Origin of the sequence: Paraburkholderia sp. SIMBA_027 (assembly GCF_046535315.1) — a bacterium.
GTDB lineage: Bacteria > Pseudomonadota > Gammaproteobacteria > Burkholderiales > Burkholderiaceae > Paraburkholderia > Paraburkholderia tropica.
The window spans coordinates 42334-62709 of the sequence record NZ_JAWRWY010000020.1; the positions used below are offsets into that span (position 1 = coordinate 42334).

At 65.0% G+C, this 20376-nt stretch carries 24 protein-coding genes and 1 tRNA gene; 6 read left to right on the forward strand and 19 right to left on the reverse strand.

What is annotated here, in order from left to right:
* Positions 1-65: 65 nt before the first annotated feature.
* Positions 66-731, forward strand: coding sequence for a TetR/AcrR family transcriptional regulator (locus SB764_RS31220; RefSeq protein ID WP_110328899.1), 666 nt, complete (start codon positions 66-68; stop codon positions 729-731).
* 72 nt (positions 732-803) lie between these two features.
* Positions 804-1412 (forward strand): DUF1415 domain-containing protein, encoded by a 609-nt coding sequence (locus SB764_RS31225; protein WP_110328898.1) that lies wholly within the window; start codon positions 804-806, stop codon positions 1410-1412.
* 65 nt (positions 1413-1477) lie between these two features.
* On the opposite strand, the gene SB764_RS31230 is transcribed toward SB764_RS31225, so the two are convergent.
* Complete coding sequence (locus SB764_RS31230; RefSeq protein ID WP_321893200.1) at positions 1478-2344, reverse strand: SAM-dependent methyltransferase; 867 nt, start codon at positions 2342-2344, stop codon at positions 1478-1480.
* Between the two features lie 14 nt (positions 2345-2358).
* Between SB764_RS31230 and SB764_RS31235 the strand changes: the two genes are divergently transcribed.
* Together SB764_RS31235 and SB764_RS31240 are read left to right on the forward strand one after the other, a co-directional pair.
* Positions 2359-2730: a hypothetical protein gene (locus SB764_RS31235; protein ID WP_322005550.1), complete on the forward strand. Its 372-nt coding sequence runs from the start codon at positions 2359-2361 to the stop codon at positions 2728-2730.
* Complete coding sequence (locus tag SB764_RS31240) at positions 2727-3047, forward strand: DNA-binding protein (protein WP_065062658.1); 321 nt, start codon at positions 2727-2729, stop codon at positions 3045-3047. The genes SB764_RS31235 and SB764_RS31240 overlap by 4 nt, the downstream gene beginning before the upstream one ends.
* Before the next feature lie 250 nt (positions 3048-3297).
* On the opposite strand, the gene SB764_RS31245 is transcribed toward SB764_RS31240, so the two are convergent.
* Positions 3298-4443 carry a methyltransferase gene (locus SB764_RS31245; protein WP_065062662.1) on the reverse strand — a complete coding sequence of 382 codons (1146 nt, stop codon included), beginning with the start codon at positions 4441-4443 and terminating at the stop codon, positions 3298-3300.
* 265 nt (positions 4444-4708) lie between these two features.
* On the opposite strand from SB764_RS31245, the gene SB764_RS31250 reads away from it, so the two are divergent.
* Entirely contained in the window at positions 4709-7351 is a 2643-nt protein-coding gene (locus SB764_RS31250) for an Eco57I restriction-modification methylase domain-containing protein (RefSeq protein WP_410865918.1), read from the forward strand.
* A 52-nt stretch (positions 7352-7403) separates the two neighbouring features.
* Here the strand turns inward: SB764_RS31250 and SB764_RS31255 are convergent.
* The 7 genes from SB764_RS31255 to SB764_RS31285 all read right to left on the reverse strand — a co-directional run bounded on the left by SB764_RS31255 (position 7404) and on the right by SB764_RS31285 (position 12732).
* A tRNA-Thr gene (locus SB764_RS31255) sits at positions 7404-7479 on the reverse strand.
* A gap of 18 nt (positions 7480-7497) precedes the next feature.
* Positions 7498-8049: a ClpXP protease specificity-enhancing factor gene (locus SB764_RS31260; protein WP_110328896.1), complete on the reverse strand. Its 552-nt coding sequence runs from the start codon at positions 8047-8049 to the stop codon at positions 7498-7500.
* A gap of 72 nt (positions 8050-8121) precedes the next feature.
* Complete coding sequence (locus SB764_RS31265; RefSeq protein WP_027797364.1) at positions 8122-8733, reverse strand: glutathione S-transferase N-terminal domain-containing protein; 612 nt, start codon at positions 8731-8733, stop codon at positions 8122-8124.
* Between the two features lie 113 nt (positions 8734-8846).
* Positions 8847-9581, reverse strand: coding sequence for a cytochrome c1 (locus SB764_RS31270; RefSeq protein WP_074987173.1), 735 nt, complete (start codon positions 9579-9581; stop codon positions 8847-8849).
* Positions 9582-9707: 126 nt separating this feature from the next.
* Positions 9708-11096 (reverse strand): cytochrome b, encoded by a 1389-nt coding sequence (locus SB764_RS31275; RefSeq protein ID WP_065062666.1) that lies wholly within the window; start codon positions 11094-11096, stop codon positions 9708-9710.
* A complete protein-coding gene (gene petA / locus SB764_RS31280) occupies positions 11096-11716 on the reverse strand; it encodes a ubiquinol-cytochrome c reductase iron-sulfur subunit (RefSeq protein ID WP_065062668.1) in 621 nt (206 codons plus the stop codon). The genes SB764_RS31275 and petA overlap by 1 nt, the downstream gene beginning before the upstream one ends.
* Positions 11717-11985: 269 nt before the next feature.
* Positions 11986-12732 (reverse strand): Nif3-like dinuclear metal center hexameric protein, encoded by a 747-nt coding sequence (locus SB764_RS31285; RefSeq protein WP_065062670.1) that lies wholly within the window; start codon positions 12730-12732, stop codon positions 11986-11988.
* 19 nt (positions 12733-12751) lie between these two features.
* Between SB764_RS31285 and SB764_RS31290 the strand changes: the two genes are divergently transcribed.
* A complete protein-coding gene (locus SB764_RS31290) occupies positions 12752-13969 on the forward strand; it encodes a Do family serine endopeptidase (RefSeq protein WP_065062672.1) in 1218 nt (405 codons plus the stop codon).
* Between the two features lie 186 nt (positions 13970-14155).
* On the opposite strand, the gene tatC is transcribed toward SB764_RS31290, so the two are convergent.
* The 10 genes from tatC to hisH form a co-directional block, all read right to left on the reverse strand.
* Positions 14156-14938: a twin-arginine translocase subunit TatC gene (gene tatC / locus SB764_RS31295; protein WP_074987152.1), complete on the reverse strand. Its 783-nt coding sequence runs from the start codon at positions 14936-14938 to the stop codon at positions 14156-14158.
* Positions 14939-15007: 69 nt separating this feature from the next.
* A complete protein-coding gene (gene tatB / locus SB764_RS31300) occupies positions 15008-15580 on the reverse strand; it encodes a Sec-independent protein translocase protein TatB (RefSeq protein ID WP_065062676.1) in 573 nt (190 codons plus the stop codon).
* Positions 15581-15651: 71 nt separating this feature from the next.
* The gene (gene tatA / locus SB764_RS31305; RefSeq protein WP_065062678.1) at positions 15652-15888 is read right to left on the reverse strand and encodes a Sec-independent protein translocase subunit TatA; all 237 of its coding nucleotides are present in this window, start codon (positions 15886-15888) and stop codon (positions 15652-15654) included.
* A 205-nt stretch (positions 15889-16093) separates the two neighbouring features.
* Positions 16094-16462: a histidine triad nucleotide-binding protein gene (locus SB764_RS31310; RefSeq protein ID WP_065062680.1), complete on the reverse strand. Its 369-nt coding sequence runs from the start codon at positions 16460-16462 to the stop codon at positions 16094-16096.
* A 63-nt stretch (positions 16463-16525) separates the two neighbouring features.
* The gene (locus SB764_RS31315; RefSeq protein ID WP_410865919.1) at positions 16526-16921 is read right to left on the reverse strand and encodes a DUF4870 family protein; all 396 of its coding nucleotides are present in this window, start codon (positions 16919-16921) and stop codon (positions 16526-16528) included.
* 107 nt (positions 16922-17028) lie between these two features.
* A complete protein-coding gene (locus SB764_RS31320; protein WP_065062687.1) occupies positions 17029-17397 on the reverse strand; it encodes a phosphoribosyl-ATP diphosphatase in 369 nt (122 codons plus the stop codon).
* Positions 17394-17810: a phosphoribosyl-AMP cyclohydrolase gene (gene hisI / locus SB764_RS31325; protein ID WP_065062689.1), complete on the reverse strand. Its 417-nt coding sequence runs from the start codon at positions 17808-17810 to the stop codon at positions 17394-17396. Before hisI ends, SB764_RS31320 begins: the two co-directional genes overlap by 4 nt.
* Positions 17811-17813: 3 nt before the next feature.
* Entirely contained in the window at positions 17814-18587 is a 774-nt protein-coding gene (hisF, locus tag SB764_RS31330; protein WP_322005547.1) for an imidazole glycerol phosphate synthase subunit HisF, read from the reverse strand.
* 165 nt (positions 18588-18752) lie between these two features.
* Complete coding sequence (hisA, locus tag SB764_RS31335) at positions 18753-19505, reverse strand: 1-(5-phosphoribosyl)-5-[(5-phosphoribosylamino)methylideneamino]imidazole-4-carboxamide isomerase (protein ID WP_065062693.1); 753 nt, start codon at positions 19503-19505, stop codon at positions 18753-18755.
* 192 nt (positions 19506-19697) lie between these two features.
* Positions 19698-20339: an imidazole glycerol phosphate synthase subunit HisH gene (hisH, locus tag SB764_RS31340; protein WP_065062695.1), complete on the reverse strand. Its 642-nt coding sequence runs from the start codon at positions 20337-20339 to the stop codon at positions 19698-19700.
* Positions 20340-20376: the final 37 nt, after the last annotated feature.

Below are 20376 nucleotides of genomic sequence, written 5' to 3' on the forward strand. Positions count from 1 at the left end.
TGTTGCGATAGTAGTGACCGCTCGGTAACATGTCAAGCATGTCCCTGACGACGAGATGTCCTGCCATGTCCACGCGCCACCCCAACCCGACCGATCCCGCCATCGCCGCGCCCGCCAAGGCCGCCGCGCGCGCGGGCCGCTCGCGCACCCAGACGGCCGGGCCGCGCGCCCAGGAGCACCTGCTTGCCGCCGCGGACGAATTGTTCTACCGCGAAGGCGTGCGCGCCGTGGGCGTCGAAGCCGTGGTCGAGCGCGCGGGCGTAAACAAGATGAGTCTGTACCGGCAATTTTCGTCGAAGGACGATCTGGTGGTCGCGTATCTGAAGCGCTGCGACGTGCGCTTTTTCGAGCGCTTCGAGGCGAGCGCCGCGAAGCATCCGGGCGAACCGGCGAAGCAGTTGATGCAGGCGTTCGAGGATCTGGCGGCGCGCGCGTCGGCGCCCGACTATCGCGGCTGTCCGTTCGTGAACGTGGCGGCCGAGTTTCCCGATCCGGCGCATCCGGCGCGGCACAGCGTGGCCGATAACAAGACGCGGCTGATCGCGCGCCTCACCGAACTGGCGCAGGCGGCGGGCGCGACCGACGCGGCGTCGCTCGCGAACGAACTGGCGCTGCTGGTCGAGGGCGTCTACGCCGCGAGCCAGACCTACGGCCCCGGCTGCGGCCCGATTCAGGCGGCGCCGCGCATGGCGAAACTGTTGATCGAGGCGGCGTGCGCGCCGGTCGCCTGATCTCGCGCCAGCCTTCAACCCGCGCGCCCTTCGCCGCAGCGGGCGCACGAACCGCACCGGTAAAATGCCGCGATGACCGATACATCCGATACACCCGATACCGCCAACACCACGCCTGACCCGGCGCACCCCGAGCGCGCCGCCATTCTCGACGCCACGCGCCACTGGCTCACGCGCGCGGTGATCGGGCTGAATCTGTGCCCGTTCGCGAAAAGCGTGCATGTAAAGGGCCAGATCCGATACGCGATCAGCGACGCGACCGATCTGGAAGGTGTGCTAACCGATCTCGAAACCGAACTGCGCACGCTCGCGGACAGCAGCGCGGAGGACATCGACACGACGCTGCTGATCCTGCCGCACGCGCTCACCGATTTTCTCGACTACAACGACGCGCTCCATTTCGCCGATCTGCTGCTCGGCCAGTTGCGTCTCGACGGCGAGCTGCAGATCGCGAGCTTTCATCCGCAATATCAGTTCGAGGGCACGCAGCCCGACGACATCGAGAACTACACGAACCGCGCGCCCTATCCGATCCTGCACCTGCTGCGCGAGGCGAGCATCGAGCGCGCCGCCGACGCCTTCCCGGACGCCGCCGACATCTACGAACGCAATCAGGAAACGATGCGCCGCCTCGGTCTCGAAGGCTGGCGCGCGTGGATGAGCCAGCGCGACGACCAGTAAGTCGTCCTGCCGATCAGGTGACGATCCCCACGATCACCTGAAATCGCGCAGATAGCGCGCCGCGCTCACGCTGTCTCGCCGGCCTGGGCAGGCGAAGCCTCGCCGTCGTCGACGAAGAAACGCTCGCGCAGCTCGGCAATCCCGAACGTGTCGAGCAGTTCGTTGAGCCGCTCCGCCGGCCGGCGCCGCGGCAGATTCTTGTACTGCGCCACGATGAGCTCGTTCTTCATCGAGTGCTCCCAGCCCACCAGTTCCGTCACGCTCACCTGATAGCCGTGCGCCTCCAGTTGCAGGCAGCGCAGCACATTGGTGATCTGGCTGCCGAACTCACGCGTATGCAACGGGTGACGCCACACTTCCGTGAGCGCCTGGCCGAGCGACTTGCCCTTGTTGCGACGCAGCACGCCCGCCACTTCGGCCTGACAGCACGGCACCACGACGATATGGCGCGCGTGCTTCTTGAGCGCGAAGCGCAGCGCGTCGTCGGTGGCGGTATCGCAGGCGTGCAGCGCCGTGACGATATCGACCGTGGACGGCAGTTGCGTCGACGTGATCGAGTCGGCCACCGAGAGATTCAGAAACGACATCCCCTTGAAGCCGAGCCGCGCCGCCAGTTCCTCCGAGCGCTGCACGAGCTCGTCGCGCGTCTCGATACCAAAGATGCGCGAGTTGTCGCACAGACCCTTGAAGAACAGGTCGTACAGAATGAATCCCAAGTAGGACTTGCCCGCACCGTGATCGACGAGCGTGACGTCGCGGCCATCCTGCTTGAGGTCGTTGAGCAGCGGCTCGATGAACTGGAACAAGTGATAGACCTGCTTCAGCTTGCGGCGGCTGTCCTGGTTCATCTTGCCGTCGCGCGTCAGGATATGGAGCTCCTTCAGGAGCTCGATCGACTGATTCGGACGGATTTCGTAGGTCTTGCTGGACATCGGGACAAAAAAAGATGAGTAGCGTCATTTACCGCGAAACGTGCGGCAACCGACAGAGCGATGCAAATAGATCTGTCATTTTACGGAAAAAGCAGCTCGAGGCCGCGAACCTGATAGCGGTCCATTCGTCATATGGTTGTAGCGTCCGGCACGCTGACCCACGTCCGGATGACAGGGAGGGGTTGATTAAAAAAGACACGGTGAGCCTCGCGCCGCCGATGTCCAGAAAGGACCATTTTTGGGGCGCGACCAACCGGCAAAGTACCGGTTATGCGCGCATGGGAGGTCGCTCCGGGTCCGCCGGCAGCGATAAATCAGGTATGACGCAGATCCCCGCTGCGCGAAAACGCACGGCGCTGCGCGACCTTGCATGGGGCATGCAATGAACACGATACCCGACGGTAACGCTGAGCAAAAATTCCAGGAACTGCTTGCCAGACTCGTTGAAGTGCCCGAGTGGACGGAAAAGCAGCAACTGGAGCTCGAAATGGCGCGTGACATCTCGGTCGAGATGCTGCGTCTGGCCGAGGAGATGCGCGACGGCGCGGCAGATCTCGAGAATTGCCTGATCCTGCTGAAGTACGCCAAAGTGCTCGATTTCGTGATGTCGGCGCTCGCTGCACGGCGCGACATCAAACCCCAGACTTTACGGGTGATCTTCAAACTCGCCGGCCTTGCCGTGGACGAGGCCTATCCAGGTTAGGTGCGACACGCGGCATCGCAGGCACGGAAAGCGGGCGAATTCGCCTGCTTTCCGCGGTCCGCCTTGAACGCGGGACCGGTGAATGATCCGTGCATGGCATCGGACGCCGCGCCGATGCGCCCGCCTGCCCTATCGAGCCGTTCGCGCCACGCGACGGCTCTTCACCCGCTTTTTGCGTCGCGCAGGCGCTTATCCACTCTTTCGCTCCTCTTTCGCCTTCGAACGAGCCGGCGAACACGCGCGCCGCACGTCAGTCCTTGCGCACCTTCAAGCGCCACAGCGACGTCATCTCAGCCGCACGCGCCCGATAGAGCGGATCGGTCGGATCGCTGGCTTTCGGGTGACGCGGACGAATATCCTCTCGCCCGGCCACTTCCAGCCCCGCCTCGACGATCATTTCCACAAGCGCCTCGCGCGTACGCAGACCGAGGTGTTCGGCGAAATCGGAGAGGATCAGCCAGCCTTCGCCGCCCGGCTCCAGATGGTCCTTGAGGCCGCCGAGAAAGCCACGCAGCATGCGGCTGTCCGGATCGAACACCGCGTACTCGATGGGCGACGCGGGGCGCGCGGGCACCCAGGGCGGATTGCAGACTACCAGCGGCGCGCGGCCCGCCGGGAACAGATCCGCCTCGACCACTTCCACGCGCTCGCCGTAGCCCAGACGATCCAGATTCTCGCGCGCGCAGGCCAGCGCGCGGGCGTCCTGATCGGTCGCGACCACCTGCTTCACGCCGCGCGCGGCGAGCACCGCCGCGATTACGCCGGTCCCCGTCCCGATGTCGAACGCCTTCTCTTGCGACGGCAGCGGCACGCGCGCGATCAGATCGAGATACTCGCCGCGCACCGGCGAAAACACGCCGTAGTACGGATGAACGTGCGCCCCGCCGAGCGCGGGAATCGGCACGCCCTTCTTGCGCCATTCGTGCGCACCGATCAGGCCGAGCAGTTCGCGCAGCGACACCGCCGACGGCTCGCCCGTGGACGGGCCCCAGGCTTCCTCGCAGGCGAGCTTCGCATCAGGCGCGCGGCGCAGGGCGATTTCGTAGTCGCCTTCGATCGGCAACAGCACCATGCCGAGCGTGCGCGCGCGCTGCGCCTGCGCCTGACGATGCTGATGAAACGCTTCGAGCGGCGTGGCTGGCGGCTTGGGCGCGCCCTTCTTCGGCTTGCGTTCGGCGCGGCGCGCCATGGCCTGCAGCAGTTGCCGCGCGTTCTGGAAGTCGCCGCGCCAAAGCAGCGCGGTGCCTTCGCAGGCGAGGCGGTAGGCGGCGTCGGCCGTGGTCGTGTCGTCGGCGATCACCACGCGCTTCGGCGCGGGCACGCCCGCCTCCGAACGCCAGCGGACGGTGCGCGGGCCGTCCGTGTCGGGCCAGCTCAAGGTGGGAAAGTCGGTCATAGGATTCGAATGCTCAAAGGCGCGCCGCAACGAGGCGGCGCAAGACGCGCGCCATCATATAGCAGAGCGAGCGGCCGCGTTCCGCGCGGCGTACCGGCCATGGCGTCATGGTGGGCACCGCGCAACATGGATGCATCATCGCGCAGCGCCGCGCATCCGTCGACTCGGCCGAATGGCATAGGCCGAAAGGCAGGGGACGGCCCCGCGCCCCGCCAGTACAATGAGCGCCGATCCGCGCAACGGTGCCTCGCGCCGCAACGAGAACATGTCCGAGACCGCTCCACCGCGAAGCGCCGATAGTGCACCAGACGCATCCAGCGTATCCCGCGCGCGACGCACGAAGAATCGCCACGCCAAGCCCGGCCTCGATGCGAACTTCTACGCCGAACTGCTGCATATCGCCGGCCTGCGCGAAAGCACAGCGGCGGGCAAGACCGTGGTCGCGCGGCGCGATGGCGCGCAACGCCAGCCGGGCGCGCTGATCGAACTGGCGGTCGCGGCCATGGCGGCCATCGAAGCGCGCGAGGCAAGCGGGACGCCCGAACAGGCCGTGCTGAGAACGGCGCTGCGTCTGTGCATCGCGTGGCTCGGCCGCCTCGTGTTCCTCAAGCTGCTCGAAGCGCGCCTGCTCGCGCTGCACGACGGCGAAAGCGCGTACGCGTTTCTGCGCAGCGCGCGCATCGGCACCTTCGCGCAACTCGACGCGCTCTGTCGCGACGTGTTCGGCGACGGCGCGGGCCACACGCATCTGCCGCGTTTCGATGGCGCGATGTTCGAGTCCGCTGATCTCGCGACGCTCGCCATCGGCTTCAGCACGTTGCCGGACGACGCGCCGCTCGCGCCGTTCGAAGCGACCGTGCTCACGCCCTCGCCCGCCGCGCCTGCGCGCAACACCGTCACCTATCTGCTCGATTTCCTCGACGCGTTCGAATTCGGCTTCGATACCGGCACGCCGACGAACGCGAGTGCGCCGCGTCGGCAACGCATCGACACCGCCACGCTCGGGCTCGTCTTCGAGAAACTCAACGGCTATCGCGACGGCGCGTGGTACACGCCCGGCCGCATCGCCATGATGCTGGCGCGCGCAGCCGTCACGGGCGCGGCGCTCGGCCGGTTCAATCAGATCGAAGGCTGGCGCTGCACGACGCTCGATCAGCTATCCGAACGAATCGAACACGACACGCGCCACGAAGCCGCGCGCACGATGCTCGCCTCGCTGCGCGTGTGCGATCCGGCGGTCGGCACGGGCCATCTGCTCGTCTCGGCGCTCGACGAACTGATCGCGCTGAAAGCCCGTCTGCGGCTGTTCGACGACATCCCCGGTCACGCGCTCGCGGGCCTGCGTGTCGACGTCGCCGACGACCGGCTGAGCGTGACGCTCGCGCACGGCGTCGCGCCCGACCGCGAGCAGCAGCGCCGTATCGACGCCGCGCTGTATCGCGAGAAACGTACGATCGTCGAGCAAAACCTCTTCGGCGTGGATATCGACGCGGACGCGCTCGGCATGGCGCGCCGGCGTCTCGCGTTCGAGCTGCTCGCACACGCCGCGTACGACGACGCGGGCCGCTTCGCGACGCTGCCGGATCTCGCCGCGAATCTGCGTCAAGGCAATGCGGTGCTGAGCCGCGTGATCGACAGCGACGACGCGCAGAGCCCCGCGCAAGACTTCGACTGGCGCGCCGAATTTCCCGCGCTGCGCGACGCGCACGGCGCATTCGCGGGCTTCGACGCCGTACTCGCGAACCCGCCCTACGTCGACTCCGAACGCATGATCAACGAAGGCCAGCGCGCGCTGCGCGAGCAACTGGCGCGACGCTGGCCGAGCGCGCGCGGCAACTGGGATCTCTACATCGTGTTCATGGAGTTGGGCCTCGCGCTCACGGCGCCCCACGGCACGATGGCGTTTCTCACGCCCGACAAGTGGCTCGCGAAGCCGTTCGGCGCGGCGTTTCGCGCGCGCCATCTCGATGCGATCGAGCGCGTCGTCGCGCTGGGCCGTGGCGTGTTCGAGCACGCGCTCGTCGATGCGATCGTCACGGTGTTCCGGCCCGCGGGTTGCGCCAGCATCGAAACCGCGCGCCTCGATCAGGACCTGCTGACGCCGCTCGCACACGCGCCCAAACGCGACCTCGACGCACCGTGGACGCTCGATGCGCTGCTCTCGCCGCATTACGCGTTCGTGCGCCGGCTCGCGCACGCGCACGGCACGCTCGGCGAGTTGATCGCGTGCGAAAACGCCTGCGCGACCTCGGATGCGTATGCGCTCGCGCCTTGCATCGACGAAGCGCGCGGCGCGTTCGATGCGCGCCGCCACTATCGCGTCGTGAATACCGGCACGCTCGGGCGCTACGTGTCGCGTTGGGGCGTGAAGCCAATGACCTATCTCGGGCAGCGCTACGCCGAACCGGTCGTCGAGCGCGAGCGCTTCGAAGCGGCGTTCGCGAATCGCTATCGCGCGAAGGCGGCGGCGAAGAAAGTGATCGTCAAAGGACTCACGCATCTCGATGCGACGCTCGACCTCGCGGGCGACACGATCCCCGGCAAGACCACGCTGATCCTTCGCGCTGACGACGACGCGCTGCTCAAATTCGCGGCGGCCGTGCTGAACTGCCCACTCGCGGCTTTCGTCACGCGCGCGCGTTTCGGCGCATCGAGCTACAACGGCGGCGTAGCCTTCACGAAGGCGATGATCGATGCGATTCCGGTGCCGCGCGACGAGAGTGCGCGCGCGGACGTGGTGAGGCGCGTGGATCGCTTGCTGGCATCGCTCGGTTCCGTCGATGACGCGCCGCGCAGCGACGCGCTCGCGCGCGAGATCGACAGCGCGCTTTACGCGGCGTATGGGCTGGAGAAAAACGAGATCGCGCTGATCGAAGGCGATAGACGAGGCATGCGCCAGCGCGCCTGAAAAAAGAAAAAGGGTTACAGCGTGTGCGCTGTAACCCTTTCTCGAACTGTTTTGGTGCCGGCTGCAGGACTCGAACCCGCCACCTGATGATTACAAATCAACTGCTCTACCAGATGAGCTAAGCCGGCGTAGCCCGTGATTCTACTTCATTTCACGATCTTGAGGTGACCCTTACCGCCTTTCGCGGCACCGTCGTCGCCGGTTTCACCCTTGCCGCTCTTCGTCGAGGCGGCAGATGCGTCCGACTCGTCGGTCTCGCCCGGCACAGCAGCAGGCGCCACGCTCGGCACCGCCGTCGGTCCAGCTGCCGGCGCCGTCGCGGGCGCAACCGTTTCCTCGTGCTCGTCCTGTGCGGAAGGCAGCACGTCGTTCGCGTCGCCTGCCGGCGCTTCGACCGGGAACGCCATGCCCTGGCCGTTCTCGCGCGCGTAGATCGCCAGCACGTTCGACACCGGCACTTCGATCTTGTGCGACTTGCCGGAGAAACGCGCGTGAAACTCGATCATTTCATTGCCCATCTGCAACTGGCTCGTGGCCTCGAAGCTGATGTTCAGCACGATCTCGCCGTCGCGCACGAACTGGCGCGGCACCCGCGTGCGGTTGTCGACCCGCACCGCGATATGCGGCGTGAAGCCGTTGTCCGTGCACCACTCGTACAGTGCGCGCAGCAGATACGGCTTGGTGGAAATCTCTTGCATCAACAGTCCTCTGACGAGGCGGCCCGCCCGCGAGCAGCGCGCCGCCTCCGGTTTGCAACGGCGACGGCCGGCTTAGCGGCGCATCACCTTTTCCGACGGCGTCAGCGCTTCGATGTAGGCCGGACGGCTGAAGATACGCTCGGCGTACTTCATCAGCGGCGCGGCGTTCTTCGAGAGTTCGATGCCGTAGTGATCCAGACGCCACAGCAGCGGCGCGATCGCGACGTCGAGCATCGAGAACTCTTCGCCGAGCATGTACTTGTTCTTCAGGAAGATCGGCGCGAGCTGCGTGAGGCGGTCGCGGATCGCGAGGCGCGCCTTCTCGTGATTCTTCTCGGCGGCCTTGCCCTTCTCGTTTTCGAGCGTGCTGACGTGCACGAACAGTTCCTTCTCGAAATTGAGCAGGAACAGGCGCGCGCGCGCACGCTGGACCGGATCGGCCGGCATCAGCTGCGGATGCGGGAAGCGCTCGTCGATGTACTCGTTGATGATGTTCGACTCGTACAGAATCAGGTCGCGCTCGACCAGAATCGGCACCTGACCATACGGGTTCATCACGGCGATGTCTTCCGGTTTGTTGAACAGGTCGACGTCGCGGATTTCGAAGTCCATGCCCTTTTCGAACAACACCAGCCGGCAACGCTGGGAGAACGGGCAGGTAGTGCCGGAGTACAGAACCATCATGATTTACATTTCCTCAATAAACCCAAAAGGCCGGCGGGCAAAAACACCGCCTGAGGCTTCGCAGCCGTCAGACGGTGTTTCGTGACACCGGCCCCACGTCGGTCAGAACGTGCCTATTTGATATCTTTCCAGTACGCGGCGTTCAGTCGCCACGCGAAAAAGCTCAAGACGCCGAGGAACAGCAGCACCCAGACGCCGAGCTGCTTGCGGGTTTTCTGCTCCGGTTCGGACATCCAGCCGAGGTACGCCACCAGGTCGGCCACGGCAGAATCATAATCCACCGGCGAGAGCTTACCCCGCGTGACCTGTTGGTACCCCACAAAGCGGCGGACTTTTTCCCCGGATTCTTCGTCCACCGTGTCTTCGAACTTCGCGGTGCGCACGCCCTGCAATTCCCAGAGCACGTGCGGCATGCTCACGTTCTCGAACACCATGTTGTTCCAGCCGGTCGGACGCGTGTCGTCGCGGTAGAAGCTGCGCAGATACGTGTACAGCCAGTCGCGCCCCTTCGCGCGCGCTTCGACGGAGAGGTCCGGCGGCGCCACGCCGAACCACGCCTTGGCGTCGTCCGGACGCATGGCGATGGACATCGTGTTGCCGACCTTGTCCGTCGTGAACAAGAGATTATCTTCGATCTGCTTTTGCGGAATGCCGAGATCCTGCAACCGGCTGTAGCGCATCAGACTCGCACTGTGGCAGTTCAGGCAATAGTTTACAAACAATTGCGCGCCATGTTGCAGCGAAGCAAGATTTTCGCCGTTATCGGGTGCGCGGTCGAGCGGAATGTTTTCCTGCGCCGACACTGTTCCGACCCCCAAACCCGTTCCCACCATCGCGCCGCACGCCATCGCGAGCGCCGCGACGCCCCGCCGAACCCCGCGCGACAGGCCGAACGACCGGTTGCGCGACAAGCCGCCCGCCCGCGCGAGCGTCGAAAAGAGAGATGCCATCGTCATGTCTTCCTCGCTCGCAAGTTAATGGGGCTTGAACCGCACGCGCTCGGGCGGCTGCTTGAACGTGCCAAGCGGCGTCCAGAACGGCATGCCGAGGAAGAACGCGAAGTAGATCAGCGCGCACACCTGCGCGATCAGCGTGGCCGCTGGCGACGGCGGCCGGGTGCCGAGAAAGCCCAACGTAAGGAAGGCGGCCACGAACACGCCGAGGAACACCTTGTGGAAAAACGGCCGGTAGCGGATCGACTTCACCGGCGCGCGGTCCAGCCACGGCAGGAAGAACAGCGAGATCACCGCCGTGCCCATCACCACCACGCCCCAGAATTTCGACTCGGTGAAGGCCATCGCCAGAATCACGAGCACCGCCAGCACCGGCAGACCCGCGCGCCATTTGCCGCGCGCGCGCACCAGCGCGAACAGGCCGAGCAGCCCGATCACGATCATCAGCACGATCTTGAACGGGTCGGTCGTGGCGCGCAGCATCGCGTAAAACGCCGTGAAGTACCAGACCGGCGCGATTTCGGGCGGCGTCTGCAGCGGATTGGCCGGCACGAAGTTGTTCGCTTCGAGGAAGTAGCCGCCCATTTCCGGCGCGAAGAAGATGATGGCCGCGAAGATCATCAGGAAGATGCACACGCCCATGAAGTCGTGCACCGAGTAGTACGGATGGAACGGGATGCCGTCGAGCGGAATGCCGTTCGCGTCCTTCTTCTCCTTGATCTCGATGCCGTCCGGGTTGTTCGAGCCCACCTCATGCAGTGCGACGATATGCGCCACCACCAGCCCGAGCAGCACGAGCGGAATCGCGATCACATGGAACGCGAAGAAGCGGTTGAGCGTGACGTCGGACACCACGTAGTCGCCGCGAATCCACAGCGAGAGATCCGGGCCGATGAACGGAATCGCCGAGAACAGGTTCACGATCACCTGCGCGCCCCAGAACGACATCTGCCCCCACGGCAGCAGATAACCGAAGAACGCCTCCGCCATCAGGCACAGGAAGATCGCGCAGCCGAAGATCCACACCAGTTCGCGCGGCTTGCGGTACGAGCCGTACAACAGCCCGCGAAACATGTGGAGATACACGACCACGAAGAACATCGACGCGCCCGTGGAGTGCATGTAGCGGATCAGCCAGCCCCACGGCACCTCGCGCATGATGTACTCGACCGAGGCGAACGCGAGCGTCGAGTCGGGCTTGTAGTTCATCGTCAGGAAGATGCCCGTGACGATCTGGTTCACCAGCACGAGCAGCGCGAGCGAGCCGAAGAAGTACCAGAAGTTGAAGTTTTTCGGCGCGTAATACTCGGAGACGTGCGCTTTCCACGTCGCGGTCATCGGAAAACGCTTGTCGATCCAACCCGCGAGGCCCGTCGTCTCCACCACCTGTTTTTCTTGTCCCGTGGCCATCACGCTTCTCCTTTTTCGTCCTTGCCGATCACGATCTGCGTCGGTGACGTGAACATGTAGCGGGGGATGTCGAGGTTCTGCGGCGCGGGCTTGTTCTTGAACACGCGGCCGGCGAGATCGTAGGTGGAGCCGTGACACGGGCACAGGAAACCGCCCGGCCAGCTGTCGGGCAGGTTCGGCTGCGGACCTTCCTGGAAGCGCGGCGTCGGCGTGCAGCCCAGATGCGTGCACACGGCGACGGCCACGAGAATGTGCTGATGCTCGGCGCGCGAGCGGTATTCGTTCTTGCAGTAGTCCGGCATCGGGATCGAAAACGGATGCTCGGAATCGGGATCGGCCAGTTCGGGATCGGCCTTCTTGCAGTCCGCCAGCATGCGGTCGGTGCGGTTGAGAATCCAGACCGGCTTGCCGCGCCAGGCGACCGTCATGAGCGAACCGGGTTGCAGACCGCTGATGTCGACTTCGACGGGCGCGCCGGCAGCGCGTGCTTTTTCGGATGGTGCAAACGAGCCTACGAAGGGTACGACAGTGGCGACGCCTCCTATGCCACCTGCTACGGACGTCGCAATCAGCCAGGTACGGCGGCTGCCATCGACGCGGTCATTTTCTTTGTCTCGCATCACATCGCCCCACTTCTGAGTTGGATTTATCCGTCATGCCGTTGCTTTCCCGCATGCTGCCGAACGTTAGTTTGCGCGAATGGAGTTGGCATTTACAAGGGGCGATCTCGAAAAAGCGCCCGAAGTCCTTGATAACTCGGGGTTTTCCCCCAGAAATCGGGATGCATTTCTTTTCGGTTTGTAAATGCCCGGTGAATAAATCCATGCGATCTGGGACAGGCGCGCGTGAAACGCGCCATTTGCGCGGTGCGCGCAAGACGGAGAAACACTCAAACCGGATTGTCGATGTCGATAAAGAGATGATCGATATCAAAGGTTTCAGCGAGATGCGCGCCGACTGCCTGCACGCCGAAGCGCTCGGTCGCGTGATGGCCGGCCGCGAGAAACGCCACGCCGCTCTCCGCCGACGTGTGAAAAGTGGGCTCGGAGATTTCGCCGGTAAGGAACACGTCGGCGCCCGCGTCGATGGCCGCGTCGAAGAGGCTCTGCGCCGCGCCCGTGCACCATGCCACGCGGCGCAACTGCCAGTCGGGATCGCCGAGCACGAGCGGCGTGCGCCCGAGCGTCTGCTCGACCTGCGCGGAGAAGTGCGCGAGCGTGATCGGCATGGGCAGCGTGGCCATCCAGCCGAGATCCTGCTCGCCGAACCGTTGCTCGCCGATCCAGCCGAGCTTGGCGCCGAGCTGCGCGTTATTGCCGAACTCCGGGTGGCAGTCGAGGGGCAGATGGTAGGCAAACAGGTTGAGGTCGTGCGCGAGCAATGTCTTCAGGCGACGATATTTGCGCCCCGTGATCTGCGGCGCCTCGTTCTTCCAGAAGTAGCCGTGATGGACCAGCACGGCGTCGGCGCCCCACTCGAGCGCGGCTTCCAGAAAGGCCAGCGAGGCGGTCACGCCGGTCGCGATCTTCTGCACGCGCCGCCGCCCTTCCACCTGCAGCCCATTCGGGCAGTAGTCCTTGAACCGCCCGGTTTCCAGAAGATTGTTCAGATACAATTCCAGTTCGATCCGATCCATATAATCCTCTAATCTTCAAATGCTTAGACGCTTTTGGCTGTTCTTCGCCCAGGCGGTGACGGTCCTGCTGGCGTTGATGTTCATCATCGCGACGCTCAAGCCGCAGTGGCTTCAGCACCAGGGGCAACTCGGAAAACAGCTGGCCGAACCCATCGTCGCGCTGCGCGAGGTGGCGCCGGGCATCGGCGGCGGTGGCGCCCAGGGGTCCTACGCGGACGCCGCCCAGAAGGCCATGCCCGCGGTCGTCAACGTATTCTCCAGCAAGGACGGCTCACTGCCGCCCGATCCGCGCCAGAACGACCCGCTATTCCGGTACTTCTTCGGCGATCGCAATCACAACCGCAAGCAGCAGGAACAGCCCGCCGCGAATCTCGGTTCGGGCGTCATTGTCAGTCCGGACGGTTACATTCTAACGAACCAGCACGTGATCGACGGCGCGGATCAGATCGAAATCGCGCTGTCCGATGGCCGCACCACCAACGCCAAGGTGATCGGCATCGATCCGGAAACCGATCTGGCCGTGCTCAAGATCAATCTGCCGAACCTGCCCACGATCACGCTCGGCCGGATGGATCAGGCCCGCGTGGGCGATGTCGTGCTAGCCATCGGCAATCCGTTCGGCGTGGGCCAGACGGTCACGATGGGCATCATCAGCGCGTTGGGCCGCAATCACCTCGGCATCAACACGTTTGAGAATTTCATTCAGACCGATGCGCCGATCAATCCCGGCAACTCGGGCGGCGCGCTCGTCGACGTGAGCGGCAATCTGCTCGGCATCAACACGGCCATTTACTCGCGCTCGGGCGGCTCGCTCGGCATCGGCTTCGCGATTCCCGTTTCCACGGCGCGCAGCGTGCTGGAGAGCATCATCACGACCGGCTCGGTCACGCGCGGCTGGATCGGCGTGGAGCCGCAGGACCTCACGCCCGAGATCGCCGAATCGTTCGGCATCAACGAGAAGGCCGGCGCGATCGTCGCGGGCGTGCTGCAAGGCGGTCCCGCCGACAAGGCCGGCATCAAGCCGGGCGACATCCTGCTCTCCGTGAACGGCGAGGCGATCACCGACACCACGCGTCTGCTGAACGTGATCGCGCAGATCAAGCCGGGCACCGACGCGAAGGTCCATCTCGTGCGCAAGAACAAGGACATGGATCTCGACGTCATGATCGGCAAGCGCCCGCCGCCGCCGAAACAGCCGGCCAACGAAGACGGCGAAGGCGACGACGACGGCGGTTGAGGTAGGGTGGAGGTCGACAAGGCCGCACGCGCGGCCTCGTCTCTCACTTCAGACGAATCGCGACGAACCGCAATAACGCGCACCAACCCGCACCAACCCGCACCAAACACAAAGGCCGCGAACGTCACCGTTCGCGGCCTTTTGTCTTTGCCGCGCCGCAGCATGCTGCGGCATGATCGCGGGCGGTCAGCTTGTCGCTTCGCTCTCGTCAGTGGCCTTCTTCTCGCCCGTGCCGATAAAGACGCGCGCGGCGATGATGCCCGCTTCGTAGAGGATGATCAGCGGCAGCGCCAGAATGAGCTGCGAGAACACATCCGGCGGCGTCACGACCGCGGCCACGATGAACGCGCCAACGATCACGTACGGACGGATTTCCTTGAGCTTTTTCACCGTGAGCACGTTCATGCGCACGAGCAGCACGACGATGATCGGCACTTCGAAGGTCACGCCGAACGCAATGAACATCGTGAGCACGAAGCTCAGGTAATTGTCGATATCGGTCGTCATCTCCGCGCCGAGCGGCGCGTTGTAGTGCGCCATCACGCGGAAGATCGTCGGAAACACCACGAAGTACGCGAACGCCATGCCGCACAGGAACAGCGTGTAGCTGCTCGCCACGAGCGGCGCGACGAGCTTCTTCTCGTGCTGATAGAGCCCCGGCGCGACGAACGCCCAGATCTGGTAGAGCACGACGGGCAGCGCTATCACGAAGGCGACGAGCATCGTCACTTTCATCGGCACGAAGAACGAGCCGGTCACGTCGGTGACGATCATCTTGCCGTCGCGCGGCAGGTTTTGCATGAGCGGGCGCGCGAGCAGCCGGAAGATGTCCGGCGCCCAATACACGAGCCCGACGAACACGACGATGACGGCAATGCCCGCGCGGATAATGCGGTCGCGGAGTTCGACGAGGTGCGAGATGAAGGTCTCTTCAGTGCCCTCGCCCTGGTTTTGCTGGGGGTCGCTCACACCGGCCCTCGGGGGTTGGAGATGGGGAAATTCGAATGCGGCTGCGGCATCGCGATCGGTGAATGCGCGTCAGAAGAAACGCGTGGGCCGGCGCAGGCTGGCCGGCGTGTGCTGCGCGACGCGCGCCGCGCCCGACTGCACGCGCGTGCGCCGCAGCGTCGCGCGCTTGTACCACACGGGCGCCGCCGTCTGCTTCACGCGCCAGTTCTTGCGCTTTGCGGTGGACGGGCCGGCATCGCCGGAACGCCATGCCGCCGCGGAAGAACCGTCGGAAATTCCAGCCATGCCGGACACCGCGCTTTCCGCCGTGACGGCAGCCGGGTCCGCGCCGCCCGCGATGCTGGGCGACACGCTCGTGCCCTGGTTCCAGGCGTCGTTGAGCTCGGTTTCGTGCTTGCGCAGATTCTCGTGAACGTTCTTTTCGACGTTCTGCGCGGCCTGCTCGAACTCGCCCCTCATGCGGCGCAGTTCGTCGAGTTCGATCTCGCGCGTGACTTCGGCCTTGACGTCGTTGATGTAACGCTGCGCGCGCCCGAACAGCGCGCCTGCGGTGCGCGCGACGCGCGGCAGGCGCTCCGGTCCGAGAACGACCAGCGCGACGACGCCGATCAGCGCCATCTTCGTGAGACCCAGATCAAGCATGAATGGAGCTTTCCGTCAGCCTTGGAGCGGGAAAAAGCGGAACAGACACGGCAAGCAGACGACCGCCGCGCTTAGCGGAGGTCGTTGCTCGAAGTCTTGTCCTTGGCGTCGACGTCGACCGTGCCGCCGTTCTTCGGCAGTTCGCGCTTTGCCGCGTCGGGCGCTTCTTCGCCCTCGCGCATGCCTTCCTTGAAACCCTTGACCGCACCGCCGAGGTCGCTACCGATATTGCGCAGCTTCTTCGTGCCGAAGACGAGCGCCACGATCAACAACACGATCAGCCAATGCCAGATGCTCAACGAACCCATGATCAAAACTCTCCTTAACCCCGACGCCGCGCCAGGTGCGCAGCGAGAAAACGTTGGCGCGCCAAGGCGCGCTGCGTAAAAAACGGTCCGGTCATCCATCGTGCCTGCGAGGTGTGGCGTCTGCGTGGCATGCCATCCTCTTTATGCAGGCTTTGTTGCTTTATAGGCCCATGCGCCGCGTGCGTACAGATGACGCTGCACGCCTTCAGCCCATGCGCTGCCACGGACGCGGTCCGGCCAGCAAATGCGCGTGCAGGTGATACACCTCCTGACCGCCGCCGGGCCCCGTGTTCACGACCGTGCGAAAACCGGTGTCGCCGCCGGTGTACGACACGCCGAGATCCCTCGCCAGCCGCGCCACCAGCACGAACATTCTACCAAGCAGCGGAGCGTCCTTTTCACCGCAATCGGCGAGCGTCGCGATATGTTCGCGCGGGATCACCAGCACGTGGGTCTGCGCCGCGGGCCGGATGTCCCGGAAAGCGACGAATTCGTCGTCTTCGTAGACGCGCGTGCTCGGAATCGCGCCGTCGGCGATCTTGCAGAACAGACAGGTGCTGCGATCGTGGCTCATGATGCTCCCGGAATGACCGGCCCGCTTACCCTGCTGGCCCTGCTGGCCTGACGACCTGCGGCATCAAACCCACGCGCGCGGATCGCGCAGCGGCTTGTTGTCGTGCAGATACAGCCAGCCTTTGATGATACGGTACAACGTCCAGATCGCGACAGCCCACAAAATTGGAATGCCGATCAGCACGAAAAACAGCGCAATCCCGATCAGATGCCCGGCCAGCCCGAGCCAGAAGGTGCGGATCTGCCAGGTGAAATGCTGCTCGTAGGGCGTGCCCGCCGCTTCGTCGCGCTTGAGGTAATTGATGATGATCGCCACCAGCACGGTCGCGCCGCCGGTGAGCCAGTAAAACGCATACAGACCGTAGAGCACGTGCGTGAGAGTGCGCAGACTGCGCAGGCGGTCCGCGTCGAGCGGATCGCGCACGGCTGGAGGCGGATAACCGCCGGGCGTCGTGGACATGTTGCGTCTCCCCTGGTGAGCGGCGCGCGCCGCGTGGGTGGGCAAGCGCCGCCGGAGTGCCCGGCGGCATGCGCCTGTCTGCGCTCGGACCCGCGCCGGGTCCGTCGTCAGTCGCCGTTCGCCTCGCGCTCCTGGCTCTTGCGCAGCGCCTTTTCTTCGAGACCCGAGAGGCCTTCGCGGCGCTCGAGTTCCGCCAGCACGTCGGCGGGGCTCAGGTCGAAATGCGAGAGCGTGACGAGGCAATGGAACCACAGATCGGCCATTTCGCCGACCAGCGCCTTCGGCGCGCCGCCCTGGCGCACGTCCTTGGCGGCCAGCACGACTTCCGTCGCTTCTTCGCCGACCTTCTTGAGGACCGCGTCGTCGCCCTTGTGGAACAGGCGAGCGACATACGATGCGTCCGGATCGCCGCCCTTGCGGCTGTCGATCACCGCCGCGAGGCGCAGCAGGGTGTCGTTGGTGTTCAGTTGCGTCATTTGTAGATGTGCTCGGGGTCTTTCAGCACGGGATCGACGGCGACCCAGCGGCCCTCGTCGACCGTGCCTTCGAATTGCTGGAAAAAGCACGAGTGGCGGCCCGTGTGGCAGGCGATGCCCGACACCTGCTCGATCTTGAGCAGCACGACGTCTTCGTCGCAGTCGAGGCGAATCTCGTGCACGTGCTGCACGTGGCCCGATTCCTCGCCCTTGAACCACAGGCGCTGGCGCGAACGCGAGAAGTACACCGCGCGGCGCAGTTCGACGGTCTTGGCGAGCGCCTCGCGGTTCATCCACGCGAACATCAGCACGTCGCCGGTCGTGGCTTCCTGGGCGATCACCGGCACGAGGCCGTTGGCGTCCCAGTTGATCTTGTCGAGCCAGCCTGCCTGTTCAATCGATCCGGTCGTCATGGCTTACAACCTCACCGAAATGCCCTGGTCGGCCATGAAGCGCTTCGCCTCGCCGACCGTGTGCTCGCCGTAGTGGAAGATGCTCGCCGCGAGCACCGCGTCGGCGTGACCCTTGACGATGCCGTCGGCCAGATCCTGCAGGCCGCCCACGCCGCCCGAGGCGATCACGGGCACCGGCACGGCGTCCGAGACGGCGCGCGTGAGATCGAGGTCGAAGCCGCTCTTGGTGCCGTCGCGGTCCATGCTCGTGAGCAGGATTTCGCCCGCGCCGAACTCGGCCATCTTGCGCGCCCATTCGACGGCGTCGATGCCCGTGGCCTTGCGGCCGCCGTGCGTGAACACTTCCCAGCGCGGCGCTTCGCCCGGCGCCGAGGCGCGCTTGGCGTCGATCGCCACGACGATGCACTGCGAGCCGTACTTGTCGGCCGCATCGCGCACCAGTTGCGGATTCGCGACCGCCGACGAGTTCATGCCGACCTTGTCCGCGCCCGCGTTGAGCAGGCGGCGCACGTCGGTGACGGCGCGCACGCCGCCGCCGACCGTCAGCGGAATGAAGACCTGCGAGGCCACCGCTTCGATGATCGGCAGAATCAGGTCGCGCCCGTCCGAGGTGGCGGTGATGTCGAGGAACGTCAGCTCGTCGGCGCCCTGATCGTCATAGCGGCGCGCGATTTCGACGGGGTCGCCCGCGTCGCGCAGTTCGACGAAGTTGACGCCCTTGACGACCCGTCCGGCCGTCACGTCGAGACAGGGGATGATGCGTTTGGGTAGAGCCATGATCTTGCCGGTGATGCCAGGTTAGTGTCGGGTCGGGCGCAAAAGCGGACGAAAGCGGACGCGGCGGCGCCGTGTGCCGTCGCTGCGGGCCGCTTCGAGCGGCTTTGGCCCGCGAGCGGCATAAAAGCAAAAGGCCTCCGCTCGCGGAGGCCATGGGGGCGACGCTTACGCGTCGTCCGATTCGCGCAGGCTGTCCGCACGCGATTGCGCCGCCGCGAAGTCGAGATCGCCCGAGTAGATCGCGCGGCCGCAGATCACGCCTTCGACGCCCTCGTCTTCCACTTCGCAGAGCGCGTCGATGTCGGCGAGATTCGACAGGCCGCCGCTCGCGATCACCGGAATCTTCACCGCGCGCGCGAGGCGCACCGTGGCTTCGATGTTGATGCCTTGCAGCATGCCGTCGCGGCCGATGTCGGTGTAGATGATCGACTCCGCGCCGTAGTCCTCGAACTTGCGCGCGAGATCCACGACTTCGTGGCCCGTGAGCTTGCTCCAGCCGTCGGTGGCGACCTTGCCATCCTTCGCGTCCAGGCCGACGATGATATGGCCCCCGAACGCCGTGCACGCTTCCTGGAGGAAGCCCGGGTTCTTGACCGCGGCGGTGCCGATGATCACGTAGGAGAGGCCGTCGTCGAGATAGCGCTCGATGGTGTCGAGGTCGCGGATGCCGCCGCCGAGCTGCACGGGAATCGTGTCGCCCACTTCGCGGATGATTTCGCGAATGGCATCTTCGTTCTTCGGCTTGCCGGCGAATGCGCCGTTCAGATCGACGAGGTGCAGACGGCGCGCGCCACGCTCGACCCAATGTCGGGCCATCGCCGCCGGTTCCTCGGAAAAAATCGTCGCCTGGTCCATATCGCCTTGTTTCAGGCGTACGCAGTGACCGTCTTTGAGATCGATGGCCGGAATCAGCAGCATAGCAATCGGGGAATATCTGGGAATGAGGTTGAAATCAGCCGGCTTCGGTGGATAAAAGGCCCGATCCGACGCCGTTTCGCTAGTTTAGTACAACTCTTTCGACGGCCTTGCCATCGGAGATCGGTGCGGGGCGGCCTCGTTGGCCGGCCCCGGCGCCAGTCAGCCCGCAATCAGGCAGCGCCGCATTCGAAATCAGGGGTTCCAGTGGACGAAGTTGCGATACACGCGCAGGCCTGCCGCGGCGCTCTTTTCCGGGTGGAATTGGGTCGCGAAAATGTTATCCCGCGCCACCGCCGAGGTAAAGGCCGCACCGTAAGGCGTTTCGCCGACAGTGTGCGACGCGTCGTCCGGCACCACGTAGTAGCTGTGCACGAAGTAGAAGAAGCTTTCGTCAGGCACGCCGTCCCACAGCGCATGCGCACGCGCCTGGCGCACGCGGTTCCAGCCCATCTGCGGCACCTTGAAACGCGAGCCGTCGTCCTGCAGCCGGCCCGCGAGTTCGAAGCGCACGACCTTGCCCGGCAACAGGCCGAGGCCCTTCGTGTCGCCTTCCGCGCTCCAGTCGAACAGCATCTGCTCGCCCACGCACACGCCCATCAGCGGCTTGCTGCGCGCGGCTTCGAGCACGGCGTCCTGCAGGCCCGACTCGGCGAGACTGCGCATGCAGTCGGGCATCGCGCCCTGGCCCGGCAGCACGACGCGGTCGGCTGCGCGGATCGCTTCGGGACGCTCGACGATCTGTACGTCGGCTTCCGGCGCGGCCTGCTTCAGCGCCTGGGCGACCGAACGCAGGTTGCCCATCCCATAATCCACAATCGCAATTGAAGTTTTCATCTCGATTCAGGCCGCGTGGGCCATGTTGGGCCTTGCC